Raw genomic sequence first — 18,373 nt, 5'->3', positions numbered from 1 at the left:
TGCTACTCCCTAATGCTGCAGATACTGATGGTTGCTGGTATGCGCATGGCCGGCATGGTCGCTATGCTGGCCGAAGCGCAGTTGTAACCAGTCAGCATTGTCCTCACAATGCCATACCGGATCGTCCTGCTTATAACCATTGGCAACGCCATTGCGGGCAGAATCACCTGCAGTCAGCACTTTTTGGATCAGCTGCTGTTTTTCAGCATCCTGAGCAGAGCGCAGCGCCAGATCTTCACTGCGGTCAAAATAACGTGCACCGGCAATCCAGGTTTGCTGAACCTGAGCATATACCGACAACGGATGGCCGTCCCATAACACTAAATCAGCTTGCTTACCCTCGGCCAGCGAGCCCACTTTGTCATCAATTTTCAGCTGTTTAGCCGGGTTGATGGTCACCATTTTCAAGGCGTCATGTTCGTCCATACCACAGTACATCGGTGATTTAGCCGCTTCCTGATTTAACCGGCGCAGCAGGCCCGGATCATCAGAGTTAACACTAACTAACAGCCCCTGTTCGTGCATCAGACACGTGTTAGTGGGGATAGCATCATTCACTTCCATTTTAAAGCCCCACCAGTCGGCAAAAGTCGATACGCTGGCACCATGTTTCTGCATTTCGCTGGCAACTTTGTAACCTTCCAAAATATGGGTAAAGGTCTGAATGTTAAAGCCCATTTCTTCCGCTACTTCAATCAGCATTAAAATTTCTGACGCCACATAAGAGTGCGTATGGATATGCCGTTTACCTTCGATAATTTCGACCAGCGTGTCTAACTGATAATCACGCCGTGGCGCCTGCACTTTACCCTGCTGCCGCTTCGACAGCTTGTTGTATGCCTGCCAGCTGGCCTGATACTCTTTTGCCGCCTGGAAGTTGTCACGGATAAAGGTATCGACCCCAATCCGGCTTTGCGGATAGCGGCTGGTAAACTCGCTACCCCAGTTTGCTTGTTTAACGTTTTCACCCAAAGCAAACTTAATGCTGCCCGGGGCACCGGCAAACTTCATACCTTCAGCCGACTCGCCCCAACGCAGGCTGATAATCTGGGCCTGGCCACCGATGGGGTTGGCACTGCCGTGCAGCAATTGTACTGTGGTAACGCCACCCGCTAAACCACGGTAAATATTAATATCATCCGGGTTAACCACATCACCGATGTGAACTTCAGCAGTGTTAGCGTGGCTGCCTTCATTAACGCCCTGCTCGGTGGCAATATGTGAGTGCTCATCAATAATGCCGGGCGTCACATGCAGATCCTTACCATCAATTACGGTGTAACCCCGCGGCGTGCTAAGCTGCTGACCAATCCGGCTTATTTTGCCATCACGGACAATAATATCGGTGTTTGCTAATACCCCTTGCTCGGTTGCTGTCCACAGGGTGGCATTTTTAATATGCAGATTTTGCTGCTGAGGCAAGTTTTCCCGACCAAATGCCCGGTTTGGATAGGTCAGCTTCGACACCATCGGCGCAGGGCCTTTTTCCGCTTCAGGCTTAGCCGCCGGCGCGGCAGTCCGTTCGGCGCTTACGGCCAACTGGCTGCCATCAGCTTGTTGCCAGCGGCCGGCGAGCGAGCTCCCCCGCAACGTGCCGCTGAACTGGGCAACTTCAGTTGTACCGGTTAACTTTTCAAGCGGTGCACTGAATTGCAGATTCTGGCCCTGTACCACCAGATGTTTCAGTTCTACTTTCTGTTCAGCCAGTTTAAGCTCGCCCTTAACTTTCGGGGCATGGCCGCTGAGGCTTAATTCAAAATTGTTGCCTGCCACATCCAACTGATAATTGCCGGCAAACTGCGGGGCGGCAAGGGGCGTAAACTCACGCAGCTTGCCTCGTAACCAGCTGGCGACAATTTCACCGTCAGCGAACAGATCACCCCGGCTGACCACGATATCGGCCTGATAACCACTGGCAATTTTACCCAGCTGCTGATCCAGGCCCAGCATGTTGGCGGGCACAGTGGTTAATGCTGCCAACGCCTGTTGCTGGCTCAGGCCATGTTTAACAGCGGTACGCAGGTTGGGTAAGAAGTCTTCTTTTTTCTTCAGGCCATGGCTGGTCAGGGCAAAACGCACCCCTGCCTCAGCCAGCGCCGCCGGGTTAGCCGCCGCCCGCTCCCAATGGCGCAGATCGGCCAGGCTGACATCGATATGTTGATCCGGTAGAGTCACTTCCGGTGCCGCTGGAAAATTAAGTGGCAACACCAGAGTCCGGCCACTGGCTTTTACATCGGCCAGCCGATTATATTCATGGCCCGAGCCCAGAATAGCCGCGTTACTAATATTAAACTCGGCCAGTAATTTATCTGCCCGCAGTAAAGCCCGCTCGTCGCTGGTGTCAAACAGCACCCCACGTTGCGAGGCGCCAGCTACACTGGCCAGGGCGGCATTGTACTCAACCCCGCCGCTGACGAAGCGGAAGTCGTCTTTGCTATGGGCCGCCTGGTACCAGTTGGCATCGGCAAAGGTCTGGCGAATAAGCGCAATACTGCCCATCAGCGATGACGGATAGCTTTGTTTAGAGCTGCCTTTACTGAATGACATAAATTGCTGGCTTTCAGCTTTCAGGATCAGGTCGTTTGGCAGACCCTGATCTAATGAGGCCACAAAACCAGTTCCCCGGAAAATACCGTCATGGCGTGCAGCCTGCACCACGGTAAAGCCTTGTTGCAGCAGTTCATCGGCTGCTTTTGCATCGGGTTTAAACAGATCTGCCCAGCGCTGCTGCGCGTGAATCGCGCCATTAGCAGCATTGCCACCCACCCGTTCATTGTCATAAACTGGTTTTCCACCAAAGCGGAACCCTTCTGTTTTACCGGCCTCAGGCACACCGTACTGGCTGTATGGGTCAATAAAACCCGGATACAGGTGATACCCCGTTAAATCGATGGTCTGATAGCCGTCAGGAACCTGAATGTTACTAGTGACGTTTTCAATTTTACCGTCACGAATTAACACCATGGCTGATGGCAGGGTTTTCCCTGGCTCAGAGACTACGGTGGCGTTGATTAAAGCAACCCGGTTCGGCGTTTTATCGCGGATCCCTAATTGCGGTGAAGTCTGGTCGGCAATACTACCTGTGCAAAAAGCACCAAGCAGAGCCATGCTGAACATGGACAGGCGAGCTGGTGTCATAAACGTTTCCTGATTTTATTGTATTTTAGGTATTAATTATATTTAGGTGTTAACTGTGTAATTAAGCTGGCTAAGCTCCTGTTCGGCCAACGGCATGCTGTAAAAATAGCCCTGCACTTCAAAGCAACCATTATTGCGCAGGAATTCCACTTGCTGGGCGGTTTCCACGCCTTCAGCGACAACGCGCAGATTCATTTTCTGGGCCATGGCGATAATCGCGGCGACAATATCCATGTCGTTGCGATCCTGAGGTATATCTTTAACGAAAGAACGGTCTATTTTCAGTTCATCAACCGGAAAGCGTTTTAAATAACTCAGTGATGAATAGCCTGTACCAAAGTCATCAATAGATAAAGACACGCCGAGACGTTTTAACTGATTTAACTGGTTAATAGCCGCATCGGTATCGCCCATCAGCATACTTTCGGTAATTTCAAAGATCACCGCCCGCGGTTTTACCCCGGTTCGTTTTAATATCCGCTCGACAATTAACGGCAAGTCCTGATCATTAAACTGACGCACTGATAAGTTGATTGACAAGGTCACGTCATAGCCCCTGCTCTGCTGGCGGGCCAGAAAACGGCAGGCCTCCCAGATTATCCACTCGCCAATCTGCACAATCAGACCGGTACTTTCCGCTACCGGGATAAACTTAGCTGGTGGCACCAGGGTATTATCCGGGCGCAGCCAGCGGATCAGGGTTTCGTAGCCGGTAATGATTTCGGTGCGAATATCCACTTTGGGTTGAAAATACAGTAAGAACTGATTTTCACGAATGGCTTCACGAAGCTGATTTTCAATTTGCAGCCGCTCGTTGGCTGCATCATTTAAATCCTGACTGAAAAAGTGGAAGGTATTTTTACCGCGAGCCTTGGCTTCATACATCGCCAAATCAGCATGCTTTAACAGCAGTTCTTCTTCTGAAGCATCTTCCGGCGCTACGGTAATACCAATACTGGCACTGATAGCAACATCATGGTGCCCCAGTTTAACCGGCTCATGAAACGCCTGTTGCAAATTAGCGGCAATGGTTGATGCCTGCTGACGGTCTCTTTATACCGCTGAGAATAACCGCGAATTCATCGCCACCCAGCCGCGCTATGGTATCTTCCTCGCGCAAGCGCGACGTTAACCGTCTGGCGACTTCTTTTAACAGCTCATCCCCGGCATCGTGACCAAGGGTGTCGTTGATCCGTTTAAACTCATCTAAGTCAAAATACAACAGCGCAAAATTGTAATAGCCACGATGCGCCATGGCAATGGCTTTACGCAGCTGATCCCGGAAATAACTCCGGTTGGCCAGCCCGGTTAGAATGTCGTAATAAGCCAGATGCTCCATTTGCTTCTGGCTTTGCTTAATAAAAGAAATATCCTGCATAGCGCAGACGTAATTCAGTAACGTGCCGATCTCGTCCCGGATAGGGGCAATTGCCAGCGATACCCAGAATTGTCTGGCGGGCAGCTTTTGGTGCTGCAGTAAAATATCGCCCCGCCAGTGCTGGCGCTCATGCAATGTCTGCGTTATCTCAGCGCTGAGCTGCTCCATTTCATCTGCCAGCAGCATGTTAAGTGGCTGATCCACTACACTTCGCTCATCACACCCGAGCAAATCGGTCAGAAAGGGGTTGAGATACTCGATATTCAGGTGTGGGTCAGTCAGCAGAATACCTGAACTGGAGAACGATACGGCTTTACTTAGCTTACGGGCGGCCCGCTCTGCTTGTTCTTTTTCTGCTATCCGGGCATTCAGCCCCGTTACCAGTTGGGCAATCTCAGCAGACATACCGGTAAAGGCCCGGTTTAACACACCAATTTCATCTTTCTTGTTATCTAAACTTACTTGCTGGATATCACCACGGCTCAGCTTAACCACGGCCCCGGATAACCGGTTTAAGCGTTTTAATACAAACTGATAACTTATTAAATGCAGCAAGGCAGCCAGCGCGACGGCTACCGCAATAAAAATGACAACCACATGACCGCGGAATTGCTTGAGGGTAGCCATCACCTCTGCTTTGTCGACGTACACTGCTGCGTGCCAGTTCAGATGTTTCAACGGGGCCGCTGCAAACAAATACTTGTGGTCTGCACTTACGTCTGCCGGCAGCGACGGCTGCAATGTTTGCCTGATATGTTCACGTAGCGCAGGTTGGGTTATTGGCTCTCCCGGATAAAGTGTATTTCCTGCGACCGGGCTGATGTTTATGTCGCCCGGTGAAGTAACTGCCTGACCAGCTGCATCAAACAGCAGAGTTTGAGTATGACGACTCCAGTAACCAATATTGCTGATATTGCCGGTCAGTTCACTTAATTCCAGGTCTGCAACACTTACCCCGATAAACTGCTCTTTAACGTAAACGGGCACCAAAATGCTGATAACCCACTCTTGCCAGATAGGATGATAATAAACCGGTGTCCAACGCGGTAATTTCGCGGGGTTATTTTCAGGGATGGCTTCCTGATAAAATAAGTCAGCAGTTAAATCATGTTGTGGACTAAATTGTTGTAATAAGTCGGCCGGGGCAACTCTGACAAATTGATGTGCACTGACAAAATAAAACGCCGAGAACTGCTGCAACATCAATGGCGATAATTGTTGCCACAACAGCTGACTGTGGCTGAATAACAAAGAAGTATTGGTGTTAAGGTTTGCAGCAGGAATAGCTGCAGCGGAGAAACTGTCCTGCTGTCGCACCATATTATCGCGATCTGGCCGGGGTATATTGCCAGCAGCACGGCGTTGCTCAGTTAAATAACGACCTATTACCTGACTGGCTAATATCGCCGCTTCTTCTTTGTCATCCAGTTGAGTGTTTAACTGGCGCGCATAATTTTTGGCCGTTCGTTGCACTGCAGCCAATTGTTGCTCTGACAGGGCTTGCTCTTGTAGCCATAGTACTGCGTAAGCAAACACCAACCCTGCCAAAGTTATAGCAATAAACACAACAACTGAGAATTTAAGACCCAGCGAGTTCATCCCTGTTGGTTTAGTGTTTACATCCTTCAATGACGGGACCTTGCTATTGTTATAATAAATTCAGTCTGGTACAACAGACTTTAGCCGAGTGCTATTGTAATTACCTTATCATTATTGCATGCAAAACCAACAAAAGAGAATGAACAAATGAAAAAAGCCCTGTTTGCCGGCCTTGCTGCCCTGATTATTTCCGCGCCTTTAATGGCGGCAACTGCCTTTACCGATGCCAAGGATGCGGTAAAGTACCGCCAGGCTGCCTTTCAGCTTATCCGGCATAATATGGCGGATATCAATGAGATGATAAAAGGTGAGGTGCCTTATGACGCGGCCAGGGTTCAAAAACGGGCAGACGCGTTAGTTTTGGTTACCACCTTACCCTGGGAAGCCTTTCAGGTTGCCGGCACCGAGCAGGGAGGAGGCGATGCTAAAGCTGACATCTGGAAAAACCTGGATGATTTTCTAAAACGTGGCGAGAAGCTGGCCGCCGATGCCAGCAGCTTACAAGCTGCCGCGACCACCGGCGACAAAAATGAATTGCGCAAGGCGTTTGGCAACTTTGCCCGCAACTGCAAAGCCTGCCACGACAATTATAAAGAGTAGAACTGCAGACAATAACATCGTTGTGGCGCTGTAGTTACAGCAGCGCCAGTAACATCCTGCCCTGCCAGTAATACAGGATAAGCAAAAACACTGCCAGCATGACAAAAAAACGCCAACTGGCCTGCATTACAGGCTGGGGCACATTGTTTAACTTTGCGGTGCCGGTAACCATGGTTTTAATGACATTATCATGGCGCCAGCTATGCCACAGCGCAAAGCCAATATGTACCGTGACCAAAATCAGAATAATATCAATATTAAGCTTATGGATGGCAGATGCCAGATCAACCCAACTGGCCGGCAACAATGCCACCAAAGGGCCATCGCTCATATAGCTATTATCAAAGGTGGCCAGGCCGCTGATTATCTGCAGCAACAACAACGTCATCAGGGTAAATATCATATAAGAAGACGCCGGATTATGGCCCACTACCGGCCGCGCATTGCCCAGGTATTTAATAGCAGCTTGCGGACTGGCGGCAAACTGGCTGAACCTGGCGGTCTCGCTACCCCAAATTCCCCAAATTATCCGGGCAATCAGTAACGACGCCAGGCAATAAGCCAGTATTTGATGCACGACAATATAACCCTCAGAGCCACTGAACCAAAGTCCGGCTACCAGCAAAACCATAGCCCAGTGGAAAAACCGTACTGCGCCATCCCATACTTTTATTCTTTGCGCCATCTGGAGTGCTCCTGCTATGCTAACTTTTTGATTTTATGATAGCGGATCAAGATGATGAAAGGAATTAAATGGCTGCTGCTGACAACCATAGTAATTGTTTTTGGGGTAGCTGTTAGCGGTTATTTCTGGTTAAGGCTCAGTTTACCGCAGTATCAGGGCGAGTACCCGGCGGCCGTGGCCAATCCGGTTAATCTTGACCGCGATGCTCTGGGTTATCTGAGCATTACCGCCGCCGACCGTAATGATGCAGCTTATGGTATGGGGTTTGCGCACGCTCAGGAGCGTTTTTTTCAGATGGACCTGGCCAGGCGTAACGCTGCTGGCACCCTTGCCGAGTTATTTGGTGAACGGGCGCTGGCCACCGATATTGAACGGCGTCGTCACCGCTTCGCTGAGCGCGCGGTAAACACTCTGGGAGCATTTGCTGCGGCAGACTTACAAGTTCTCAGTGCGTACAGCCGCGGCGTTAATGATGGCCTGGCGTCGCTTGGCACTGCCCCTTTTGAATACACCTTACTCGGAACAGACCCTGTCTTATGGCAGGAAACCGATTCTATTCTGGTTATTTATAATATGTATCTGGAATTGCAGGGTAAATTGGGCCGGGATGAATATGCCATGACGGTATTACGCCAGGCGATACCAGAGCCCTGGTTTAAGTTTCTGCAACAGCACAGCAGCGACTGGCAGGCGGCAATTGATAACTCAGAAGTGACGCCGGTAAGCCTGCCTGATGCTCCCTATCCGGAGGTATTACGCACTGCCGGTACTTGTAAAGAATGTACCCCGAAAGACAGTGCGGATTTGGGCAGTAATAATATGGCGGTAATGGGCCGGTTGACCAGCCATGGCAAAGCAATCGTAGCCAACGATATGCATTTAACCATCAGAGCACCCGGTACTTGGTATAAAGTGCAACTGAACTGGCGGGAAAATAACGACTGGCAACAGGTAACGGGCCTAAGCCTGGCTGGCGCACCGGCAATTGTAGTTGGCAGCAATGGCCACATTGCCTGGGGCTTTACCAACAGCACCGCAGACTGGCACGATTTAATTAAACTGCAACTGTCTGAGGATGGTAAAGCTTATCTGAGTGAGCAAGGCTGGCAACCGCTGCAAAATTACTATGAGACGATTAAAATTAAAGGTGCTGAAGATTACTCGCTACAGTTGCAGGAAACGCAGTGGGGGCCGTTTATCAATTATGGCGACCATACATTTGCCTTACGCTGGGTGGCGTATGATCCTAATGCAGTAAACTTTAATTTGCTTAAGTTAGAAACCAGTAAAAGCACAGAGCAAGCATTAGCGCTGGGCGCCATTACCGGCATTCCAACCCAGAATCTGTTGGTGGCCGATAAAGATGGCAATATTGGCTGGACCCCATTGGGGCCTCTGCCCGGGCGACAATTAAACGACTGGGATACCGCCCAGGACTGGAGCGATGGCAGTAATTTCTGGTCAGCAAACCTTAGCGCAGAGCAGTACCCGCGGGTCTATAATCCGGAGGCTGGTGTGTTGTGGACCGCCAATGCCCGCAGCGTGGGTGGCGACGCTTATCGGTTGCTGGGTAACGGCGGCTATGATTTGGGTGCCCGCGGCCAGCAAATACGCAATAGTCTGCTTAGTCAGGGCCAGTTGGATGAGCAGGCACTGCACCAGATCCAATTAGATAACCGCGCGCTGTTTTTAAGTCGCTGGCAGCAACTGCTGCTGGAGGTGCTGACACCCGATATTACCGCCAAACATCAGCTAACTGAATACCGTTTATTGTTAAGCCAGAGTGGTCGCTATGCCGCCAGCGATGATATTGGCTATACCCTGGTCCAGCAATTTCGCCAACGGGTGATTGAACTTATGTTTGAACCCTTGTCTGCTCTGCTCGAACAGCAAGGCAGTCGCAGCGCTTATTTAAAATACCCGCTGGAAACGCCAGCCTGGGCCATGCTGCAGGCTCGCCGGACAGACACCCTGCCGGCAGGATTTTCTGACTGGTCGCAGTTACTGGTAAAGGCGGTACTTGACAGTAAACAACAACTGGAGCAGCAACATGGCAGCCTGCAAGACAGTCGCTGGGGCCAACAGAATCAGGCTAAAATCCGCCATCCGCTTAGCGGTGCAATTCCGCTGATTGGTGACTGGCTGAATATGCCGGCGTCTGAGTTTGCCGGCGATCGCCATATGCCCCGGGTACAGCTACCGTCTTTCGGCCAGTCACAACGCATGGTTGTAGCACCTGGCCAGGAGCAGGATGGTATTCTTACTATCCCGGCAGGCCAGTCAGGTCATCCCCTGTCACCATTTTACCGGGCGGATCATCAATACTGGTTAAATGAAGTAGCACTGCCCTTTTTACCGGGGCCGAAAAAATATCAGTTAAGGTTAGTGCCTGCCGCTTGACTTTAGCCATCCAGACGGATTATGGTGCGGTAGATGAAAACAGTTAATTGCGCTCTCGGTTTTTTTAGCTTTACCACCCCTTAGGGGAGGTAACTGGCCGTGCGTGCACAAATGGCAAGAAACCTCCCCACTGGGAGGTTTTTTTTTGCGAAATCTTTAGCCGTTTATTTTGCTGCATACTGGCAGGTTTATTAAAAGGAAACATCATGGAACTCGACGACATTCGTCTGGCGATCAGCAGTACTGATCAGCAATTGCTGCAGTTGCTGGCGAAACGGCGCGAACTGGCGCTGGCCGTGGCTGAAGCAAAGCTCAGTCAGAATAAACCTATTCGCGACCAGAAACGCGAACAGGAGTTGTTGCTGTCACTGATTGCTCAGGGCAAAGCGCTGGGCATAGACGCTCAGTACGTTACCCGCATTTACCATGTGATTATTGAAGACTCGGTACTGCAGCAACAAGCCAAAGTGCAGGGCCAGCTAAATGGTGAAAATGGTCCCAGTGTGCGGGTCGCCTTCCTTGGCGGTCAGGGCTCTTACAGCTACTGGGCAACCCAAAAATACTTTACCCGCCGCGCTGAACGGATAATTGAACTGGGCTGTGACAGCTTTAATGAAATCGTGCAGGCGGTAGAAACCGGCCATGCCGACTTTGCCCTGCTACCCATTGAAAACACGTCATCCGGTTCTATTAATGAGGTATTCGACTTACTGCAACATACCCGCTTATCTATTGTCGGCGAACTCACCCACCCTATCGCCCACTGCCTGCTGGGTATTAGTGGTGCCGAGCTGAGCAAAGTGCGTCAGGTATGTGCTCACCCCCAGGTTATCGCCCAGTGCAGCCAGTACTTGCTGGGGCTATCTAACGTAAAAATTGATTATTGTGACAGTTCATCTGCAGCTTTTGCCAAAGTAAAAGCGCTACAGGACCCAACCGTTATTGCCATTGGCGGTGAGGAAGGGGGTCAGCTGTATGAGCTTGAGGTGCTGGCACGGGATTTAGCTAACCAAAAAGACAATGTCAGCCGCTTTATTGTGGTAGCGCGTAAACCGGTTAACGTTGCCAAAGCCATCCCGGCAAAAACCACTTTTATTATGTACACCGGCCAGCAGCCAGGCGCTTTAGTAGAGGCGTTAATGGTGTTAAAGCAACATGGTATCAGTATGGCCAAGCTGGAATCGCGGCCAATTCCGGGTAACCCGTGGGAAGAAATGTTCTATGTCGATGTTTTCGCCAATCTGGCAGATTACGCCATGACCCGCGCATTGGAAGAGCTGAACAATATCACTAAATTCGTCAAAGTACTCGGCTGCTACCCCAGTGAAGATATTGAGCCGACCCAGGTCAGCGCCAGCTGATTTAGCCCAGCAGACTGTAAGCGGCAATAGCAATGGCGACAACTGAAATAACCGTGCTGCCAATCACTAACGACTTATAGGTCGCGATTTGGCGCTCGGCCTCTGCTGAAGCCTGTTCTGCCAGCGCAATTACTTTTTGTAGTTGCTCTGCCAGGGTGTGCAGTGACTGAGCGTTTTTAGTTACAGCCTGTTGCAGCTCGCTAATTTGCTGAGCTTGCACCGGATCAGCTTTGGCAGCTGCAGGTTTCGCGGTAAACGCCGGGATAGCGGTCGTGGCTATAGTTGTCAGATAAGGCCCCAACACTTTAATCAGTGGGATAAGTTGTAATGCCATCTCGTCTCCTGTGCTACTGCTGATATAACTCTAAAGGCAGGCCATCCGGGTCCTGAAAAAAGGTAAAGGCTTTACCGGTATATTCGTCAATTCGCACCGGCTCAACGCTAACCCCATTCGCTGTTAAATAAGCGACATAATCGGCCAGGTTTGCCACTTTAAATGCCAGATGGCGCAAGCCCTGCGCTTCTGGCTGGCTGGGCCGCGCTGGTGGATTAGGGAAGCTGAAAAGTTCAAGCTGACTGCCATCGGCCAGTTGTAAATCGAGCTTCCAGGAGTCACGCGCCGGCCGGTAGTTTTCAGCCAGAACCTGCAACCCCAGCAGCTTAGTATAGAACGTTTTACTACGCGGATAGTCACTGCAAATTATTGCCACATGGTGAATACCGCCAAGTTTTGCGGCCATTAGTAACGCTCCATCAGCATTGCCTCTTTTTTTCAGAGTATTTTTTTAATTTCAGACTTCAGATTGTTATCCCGGGTCGTGTCCAGCAGCGGCGTTAAAATCGCTTCAGCCTTTTGCCGCTCGTCCTGGGCAAGATACAACTGACTTAGCCGGAACTGCGCCCATTCGTTAAAGTCGTGCAGGCTGCCATCTGCTAAAAACTCGGTCAATGCAGCAATACCCCGCTGATACTCCGTCTTCGCCATAACAGTGGCCCGGCCAAGCTGATATAACGCCAGTAAGCGGTTGCGCTTGCCATCATCATCGGCAACGACTTGCTCACTGGCTTTGCTAAATTCAGTTATCGCTGCCGGGTAATCACGACTTTGTGCCAGTTGAATACCGCGCATAAAGTATGGCTCAGGCCGGCTTTGCAGCAGCTCACTGTTATTTATCAATTGTTCTGCGGCAGCCGTATCTTCTGCGCTGAATAATACTTCCAGCTGCAACAGCTGCCCCTGCAATGGATCCTGTTGTTCTAACCTTGCGGCAATGGCCAGTGCCTGCTCTTTATCACCGCCGGCAATACCGGGCGCCTGGGCATAATACTTACCCAATGCTTTAAGGTAGCCGGTTTCAGCTGGCGCCAACGATACGGCTTGTTCAAAGGCCTTACGACAGCGCTTGGCATACCCCAGGGCGCTAAACATACTGGCTTGTTGGGCACTGTCGCAACTCGCCCGGCCAAACCAGAACTGATAGCGGGCGTTGTCAGCTTCAATTTTTATGGCTCTGGCCAGCAATTCCTCTGCCTCAGCAGCCAGCCCCAACTCCAGTTCGCTGCGCCCGAGCGCTGCCAGCAACCAGGCATCTTTAGTTTTGCGGTTAACTTTATCAGCCAGCAACACTTTGGCCCCAGCAAAATCCCGTTGTTGCCAAAGCTCTGCTACGTGTTGCTGCAATTCTGCCGGCGCAGCACTTAGCCCAAAGCTAAGCAGTAAAGCTGCTATTGTGATCCGTTTCATGGCTGTCCTTAATTTTTGTATATCTTGCATTGTAACTGTTGAACGCCATTTGCCAATGCCAAAACATATCCGGTTACAACTTAATAGTATCGCCTTTTACCGGGATCAGGGCATTGATACCCAACTGTTGTAATTTTTCCTGCAGCACCAGCTGGGCTTCCGGCTCACCATGCACCAGATAAAACTGGGGCTGGCCGCCGACCGCTTTGGCCCAGTCCAGCAATTCGCTTTGTCCGGCATGGGCTGAGAAGCCGCCTATGGTATGCACCTTTGCTTTAACCACGATATCCTGACCAAACATTTTAACCCGCTTCTCGCCGTCAACCAGCCGCCGGCCCAGGGTGCCACGAGCCTGAAAGCCAACAAATATAAGATGATTAGTATTTTTCCACAGGTTATGTTTAAAGTGATGGACGATTCGGCCACCATTACACATACCACTACCTGCAATAATAATGGCACCATGCGTTACCCGGTTAATTGCCATAGAATCTTCAACTTTCGGTGTTAGCTTTAACATTGGCAGTAATTGCTGCAGGCTGCGCCCGGCACCAACTTTGTCTAGGTCAGCCTGGTCAAGCGCATGCAGGTAATCGTTATAGATATTGGTAATGCTAATGGCCATCGGGCTATCTAAAAAAATCGCCTGCTGCTTTAAACGCCCCTGACGATGCAACAATGCCAGGTAATACAGCACTTCCTGCGAGCGCCCCAGCGCAAAGGCCGGAATAAATACATTGCCACCATCGTCATAAGCCCGTTCAAGTGCGCTGGCAAATTCCTCCACTGTATTATCTATGGTTTGGTGGTCGCGATTGCCGTAGGTACTTTCCAGCAATACGACATCAGCCTGGCCAATTTCGGTTGGGTCATGCATCAGTACAGTGGCCGGGTTGCCTAAGTCGCCCGAGAACACCAGTTTCCGCATTGCCTGTGGGCCTTTTATCCACAGTTGGACAATTGCCGAACCCAGAATATGGCCGGCATCAGCAAATTCCAGCTCTAACCCGGGCAGAGGCACCAGTCGCTTGCGATAGGCCAGCGGTTGCACCAGTTCACTTACCCGCTCGGCATCTGCGACCGTCATTACCGGGTCTTGCTGCTTTTTGCCACCGCGCGCAGCTTTCTTGTTCTGCCATTCTAAATCTTTTAAATACAGGCCAACTGAGTCTTTCAGTAATACCGGCAATAGCTCAGCTGTGCCTGGAGTACAAATTATTTTGCCTTTAAAGCCTTTGGCCACCAGCAGTGGCAGTAAACCACTGTGATCAATATGGGCATGAGATAAAATAACCAGGTCGATGTCTTTTGGCTTAAAAGCAAACCGGAATTTATGCCACTCCCTTACCTGATCAGCCCCCTGAGTCATGCCGCAGTCCAGCAAAATACGCTGTTGATTATGTTCGATAAGATAACAGGAACCGGTCACCTGACCGGCAGCGCCTAAAAAAGTTAAATTGGCTACAGACATTTTTGAATCCCTTTATTGTGTGGCTGTTTTTATATCGCATCTTGCCTGCTAAAAGATTAGTCTATATCAAACATATTGTTAGTATGTGGCTAAAGCCACTTTGCAGGAGCCGCTATGTCAGACGCCCATAACCTTTATAAACGCCATTTTGCGTCAGCTGAAGAATCCCAGGCCGCTATTGCCAGGTTGCAGGATCATGACTCCTATAAACTGGCTTTTGCTGACAATGCCTTTTTAATGCAGGACGATTTACGCCATGTCCGGCTACAGCTGGAATATCTGAAACCGCAACTGGTATTAGAGCAACACGGCGTTAAAGCGACTATTGTCGTGTTTGGCAGTGCCCGTTTTCTGGCACCTGAGCAAGCAAATAAAAATCTTGAACTGGCCGAGCAGAGCCTGGCTAAACAGCCAGACGACAAGGCGTTACAACTGGCACTAAACCAGGCAAAGCGCGACCAGAAAAACAGTGACTACTATCTGGCCTCACAACACTTTTCAAAGCTGGTGACTGAGCATAGTAATAAACACCAGGATAGTGCCTTAATGATCATCAGCGGCGGCGGCCCAGGGGTAATGGAAGCGGCAAATCGCGGCGCCATGGCAGCTGGCGGTGAGAGTATCGGCCTCAATATCGTCCTGCCCAAAGAGCAGAACCCTAACCCGTATATAACCCCGCATTTCTGTTTTCAGTTTCATTATTTTGCCATTCGGAAAATGCACTTCCTGCAACGTGCCCGCGCCTTAGTCGCCTTCCCGGGCGGCTTTGGCACCTTGGATGAGTTATTTGAAACCTTAACTCTTATTCAAACTAAAAAAGCTGAACGGGTACCGGTTATCTTGTACGACAAAGCATTCTGGCAAAAACTGATTAACTTCGACATGCTGGCAGAACAAGGCTTAATCAGCCCGCAGGACCTGGAGCTGATTCAATACGCCGATACACCAGAACATGCCTGGCAACTGATTTATGACTACTATGAATTAGGACAAACCCAGCCAGAGTAAACAGGCACAAGAGTCGTTGATAACAGCTGCGGCCGCAACCTGCTAAGGTTTTGTTACATTTTTTTCCAGCCCACTGCGCATTGCTGTGCAACACTCCTCTGGAACACCCAATTGGAGCTACCTGATGTCAAAATTATCTATTTTACTAACACTGTGCGCCGGGCTATTGAGCTCATTGCCCCTAGTTGCTAGAGAACAAAGCTCGCTGCACGCTGAAATTCTGCAATTAGATAAACAGTTGTTTGATGCGTTTAATCAGCGCGATATTGAAACTACCAAGCGGTTGCTGGATACCGATGTTGAGTTCTATCATGATACTGGCGGTTTGGCCGACTACCAGCAAACTATCGCCAACTTAAACCGGCTGTTCGCCAATGCCGGTGACCTAACCCGTACGTTGCTGCCAGAGAGTACCGAGGTGTACCCGATTAAAGATTTTGGCGCCATTCAAACCGGCCAGCACCGTTTTTGTCATACCGAAAATGCGGAGCCAGACTGTAACGTTTTTAAGTTTTTACATATCTGGAAAAAACAGGATGAGCGCTGGACAGTGGTCCGGGTGGTAAGTTATGACCATTAAGACATGCTCTGCCATACTAGCAACTTCGTCTGCCCCAGCTGAAAGTTAAGCTGAGCTGATTGATAGCAAAACCAATGGCATTGGCAGCATCAGCCCGATCCCAGCAGAGTCGTAATTAACTGCGGCTATCAGCCGCCTTTTGCAGCAGTTGTTTGCTTTCCTGCAGGAACTGCCCTGCCAGTTCGCCAAAAAACTGCTGGCCTTTGCCAAACTGGGCCATTAAACCGGTTTTGTCCTGGTTTTTCAGTAATTGCAGCAGCTCACTAAAGCGTTGCTGATAGCGCTCTAACAGCTCGGTGACATCGGCCGATGACAGCATAATATCAGCATACAGCTCGGCGTTTTGGGCAAATAAACGCCCGACCATCGCCAGCTCTAACCGGTATATTGGTGAGCTAAGCTGCAACAGCTGGGCTAAGTCGGCTTGCTCTTCCGCTAAATGGCTACCGTATACCAACGATGAAAAGTGGCGCATTGCCTGAATAAGCTGCATCGCCTTGTCATGCTCTATTGCGCTCTGGCTGGCTAACTCAGCGCCCCATACCTTAAGCTGCTGCAATAACCATTGATATTGCGGCTCTGCCCTGCCATCACACACCACCACCACCTGTTTTACCAGGTTAGTGATATCGGGACCGAACATCGGGTGTAAGCCAACAACCGGGCCTTGGTGCTTAGTAAGCATCGCAGCCAGAGGTTGCTGTTTAATACTGGTAATATCGGCCAGCACACAGTTATCCGGTAGCGCGGGTAGCTGGTTTATCACTTGCTCAGTTAAGGTAATCGGCACCGCTACCAGCACCAATGCCGCATCATCACAAAGTGCTGCCGCATTGGGCCAGTCGGTTTGTTCCAGCACGACAACCTGATAGCCTGAACGCTGAAATAGACTGACAAAGCGTTGCCCCAGTGCACCTGCGCCGCCAACGACCACCACTTTCCCACCACCTGGCCGGCAACAGACGAAATGACTTTCCTGGGTGGCGTAAGATTCACGCATGATCCGGCGCAGCACATCCTCAACCAGCTCAGGCGATACCTGTTGCGCCAGTGCCTGCTCGCGCCGGGCAGTTAGCAGCAGTTGTTCGCGCTCTGGCACATACACCGGCATGGCAAATTGCTGTTTTACTTTGCCAACCTGTGCCGTAACCTTAGCGCGTGCCGCCAGTAGCTGCACCAGCTGGCTGTCGATGCTGTCAATTTGCTCTCGCAGTGGCGCTAACTGTTGCTGTGCCTGTTGTTGTTGATCCATGCTTTTATTTATCCAAGCTTTTATTAATTCAACCTAGGCTGCCGCAACCAGCTGTTGCATTTGTTTGTGCAGACTGGCTAACAGCTCTGTCGTAGTTTGCCAGTCAATACAGGCATCGGTTACCGACACACCGTAATGCTCCGCTTTGCCATTGCTCAGGTTCTGGCGGCCGCCAAACAGATGGCTCTCCAGCATAATGCCAATAATAGCCTCGGTACCGGCCAGCCGCTGCGACAAAACCGCTTCAGCCACTGCCGGCTGGCGGTTATGATCTTTATTCGAGTTGCCATGGCTGCAATCCACCACGATACCGTGTGGTAATTTTAATTTATCTAACTCGGCCAGCGCGGCATTGATGCTATCAGCATCGTAATTCGGTTTAACACCACCCCGCAAAATAATGTGGCCATCCGGGTTACCGGCAGTCTGCACCAGGCTAACTTCGCCGCGCTGATTAATACCAATAAAACTGTGGCCACTGGCAGCCGATTGCAGACCATTTAACGCCACATTTAAATTACCGTCGGTGCCATTTTTAAAGCCGACCGGCATCGATAAGCCACTGGCCATTTCGCGATGGGTTTGCGATTCAACCGTGCGGGCGCCAATAGCGGCCCAGCTGATTAAATCAGATAAATATTGCGGGCTAATTGGGTCCAGCGCTTCAGTCGCGGTAGGCAGCTCCATTTCCACCATTTTTAATAGCAGCTCGCGGCCCCAGGTTAAACCGGTTTCCAAATCGAACGAGTCGTCCAGGTGCGGGTCATTGATAAAGCCTTTCCAGCCTACCGTCGTACGGGGTTTTTCAAAGTAAACCCGCATAACGATATACAAACTGTCGATGTATTGCTGCTGTAAAGCTTTTAGCTTAGTCGCGTACTCAATGGCCGCGACCGGATCGTGGATAGAACAGGGGCCGGTGACTACCAACAGCCGCTTATCGCGACCATGCACAATATTGGCAATGTCGGCCCGGGCCCGGGCGACAAAATCGGCACCCTGCTCTGATAACGGCAAGGCTTTTTTCATGACTGCGGGTGGGCTTAATGGCTTGGTTGCCACTATTCTTAAATCATCAACGATCTGGCTCATGCTAACTCCACTGGGGTCCTGTTGTGCTGGTGTTTAAGCATAGATAAAAACGCAGGAATAACTGG

Annotated in this window: 13 protein-coding genes and 1 pseudogene; 5 read left to right on the top strand and 9 right to left on the bottom strand. The window is 50.5% G+C overall.

All coding sequences use genetic code 11. From position 1 onward, the window contains the following. Positions 1-9: 9 nt before the first annotated feature. Both KG631_RS16030 and KG631_RS19305 read right to left on the bottom strand, forming a co-directional pair. Positions 10-3,138 (bottom strand): amidohydrolase family protein, encoded by a 3,129-nt coding sequence (locus KG631_RS16030; RefSeq protein ID WP_301003931.1) that lies wholly within the window; start codon positions 3,136-3,138, stop codon positions 10-12. Positions 3,139-3,183: 45 nt separating this feature from the next. Beyond that, positions 3,184-4,992, bottom strand: a pseudogene (locus KG631_RS19305) (diguanylate cyclase); the annotation flags it as partial. 1,270 nt (positions 4,993-6,262) lie between these two features. Between KG631_RS19305 and KG631_RS16020 the strand changes: the two are divergent. Further along, positions 6,263-6,715: a cytochrome c gene (locus tag KG631_RS16020; RefSeq protein ID WP_214000662.1), complete on the top strand. Its 453-nt coding sequence runs from the start codon at positions 6,263-6,265 to the stop codon at positions 6,713-6,715. A gap of 34 nt (positions 6,716-6,749) precedes the next feature. Here KG631_RS16020 and KG631_RS16015 read toward each other — a convergent pair whose 3' ends face one another. Further along, positions 6,750-7,400, bottom strand: a complete 651-nt coding sequence (locus KG631_RS16015; RefSeq protein WP_214000661.1) for a cytochrome b/b6 domain-containing protein — start codon at positions 7,398-7,400, stop codon at positions 6,750-6,752. Between the two features lie 51 nt (positions 7,401-7,451). Between KG631_RS16015 and KG631_RS16010 the strand changes: the two genes are divergently transcribed. Next, complete coding sequence (locus KG631_RS16010; protein ID WP_214000660.1) at positions 7,452-9,800, top strand: penicillin acylase family protein; 2,349 nt, start codon at positions 7,452-7,454, stop codon at positions 9,798-9,800. 206 nt (positions 9,801-10,006) lie between these two features. After that, a complete protein-coding gene (locus KG631_RS16005) occupies positions 10,007-11,161 on the top strand; it encodes a chorismate mutase (protein WP_214000659.1) in 1,155 nt (384 codons plus the stop codon). Position 11,162: 1 nt separating this feature from the next. Here KG631_RS16005 and KG631_RS16000 read toward each other — a convergent pair whose 3' ends face one another. From KG631_RS16000 to KG631_RS15985, 4 genes are all read right to left on the bottom strand, one after another. After that, a complete protein-coding gene (locus KG631_RS16000) occupies positions 11,163-11,495 on the bottom strand; it encodes a hypothetical protein (protein WP_214000658.1) in 333 nt (110 codons plus the stop codon). 13 nt (positions 11,496-11,508) lie between these two features. Continuing rightward, a complete protein-coding gene (locus KG631_RS15995; protein WP_214000657.1) occupies positions 11,509-11,901 on the bottom strand; it encodes a VOC family protein in 393 nt (130 codons plus the stop codon). A gap of 32 nt (positions 11,902-11,933) precedes the next feature. Continuing rightward, entirely contained in the window at positions 11,934-12,905 is a 972-nt protein-coding gene (locus KG631_RS15990; RefSeq protein WP_214000656.1) for a tetratricopeptide repeat protein, read from the bottom strand. Positions 12,906-12,978: 73 nt separating this feature from the next. After that, a complete protein-coding gene (locus KG631_RS15985) occupies positions 12,979-14,376 on the bottom strand; it encodes an MBL fold metallo-hydrolase (RefSeq protein WP_214000655.1) in 1,398 nt (465 codons plus the stop codon). Between the two features lie 114 nt (positions 14,377-14,490). On the opposite strand from KG631_RS15985, the gene KG631_RS15980 reads away from it, so the two are divergent. Then, entirely contained in the window at positions 14,491-15,384 is an 894-nt protein-coding gene (locus tag KG631_RS15980) for a TIGR00730 family Rossman fold protein (protein WP_214000654.1), read from the top strand. A 124-nt stretch (positions 15,385-15,508) separates the two neighbouring features. Next, positions 15,509-15,964, top strand: a complete 456-nt coding sequence (locus KG631_RS15975; RefSeq protein WP_214000653.1) for a nuclear transport factor 2 family protein — start codon at positions 15,509-15,511, stop codon at positions 15,962-15,964. Between the two features lie 115 nt (positions 15,965-16,079). Here the strand turns inward: KG631_RS15975 and tyrA are convergent, their stop codons facing one another. Next, the gene (gene tyrA / locus KG631_RS15970; RefSeq protein WP_214000652.1) at positions 16,080-17,216 is read right to left on the bottom strand and encodes a bifunctional chorismate mutase/prephenate dehydrogenase; all 1,137 of its coding nucleotides are present in this window, start codon (positions 17,214-17,216) and stop codon (positions 16,080-16,082) included. Positions 17,217-17,249: 33 nt separating this feature from the next. After that, positions 17,250-18,308 carry a 3-deoxy-7-phosphoheptulonate synthase gene (locus KG631_RS15965; RefSeq protein ID WP_214000651.1) on the bottom strand — a complete coding sequence of 353 codons (1,059 nt, stop codon included), beginning with the start codon at positions 18,306-18,308 and terminating at the stop codon, positions 17,250-17,252. Between the last annotated feature and the right edge of the window lie 65 nt (positions 18,309-18,373).

The sequence above is a fragment of the Arsukibacterium sp. genome (genome assembly GCF_018402695.1).
Lineage (GTDB): Bacteria > Pseudomonadota > Gammaproteobacteria > Enterobacterales > Alteromonadaceae > Alishewanella.
The sequence above is the reverse complement of the archived record's forward strand: the minus strand, read 5'-3'. Positions and strand labels throughout refer to the sequence as shown.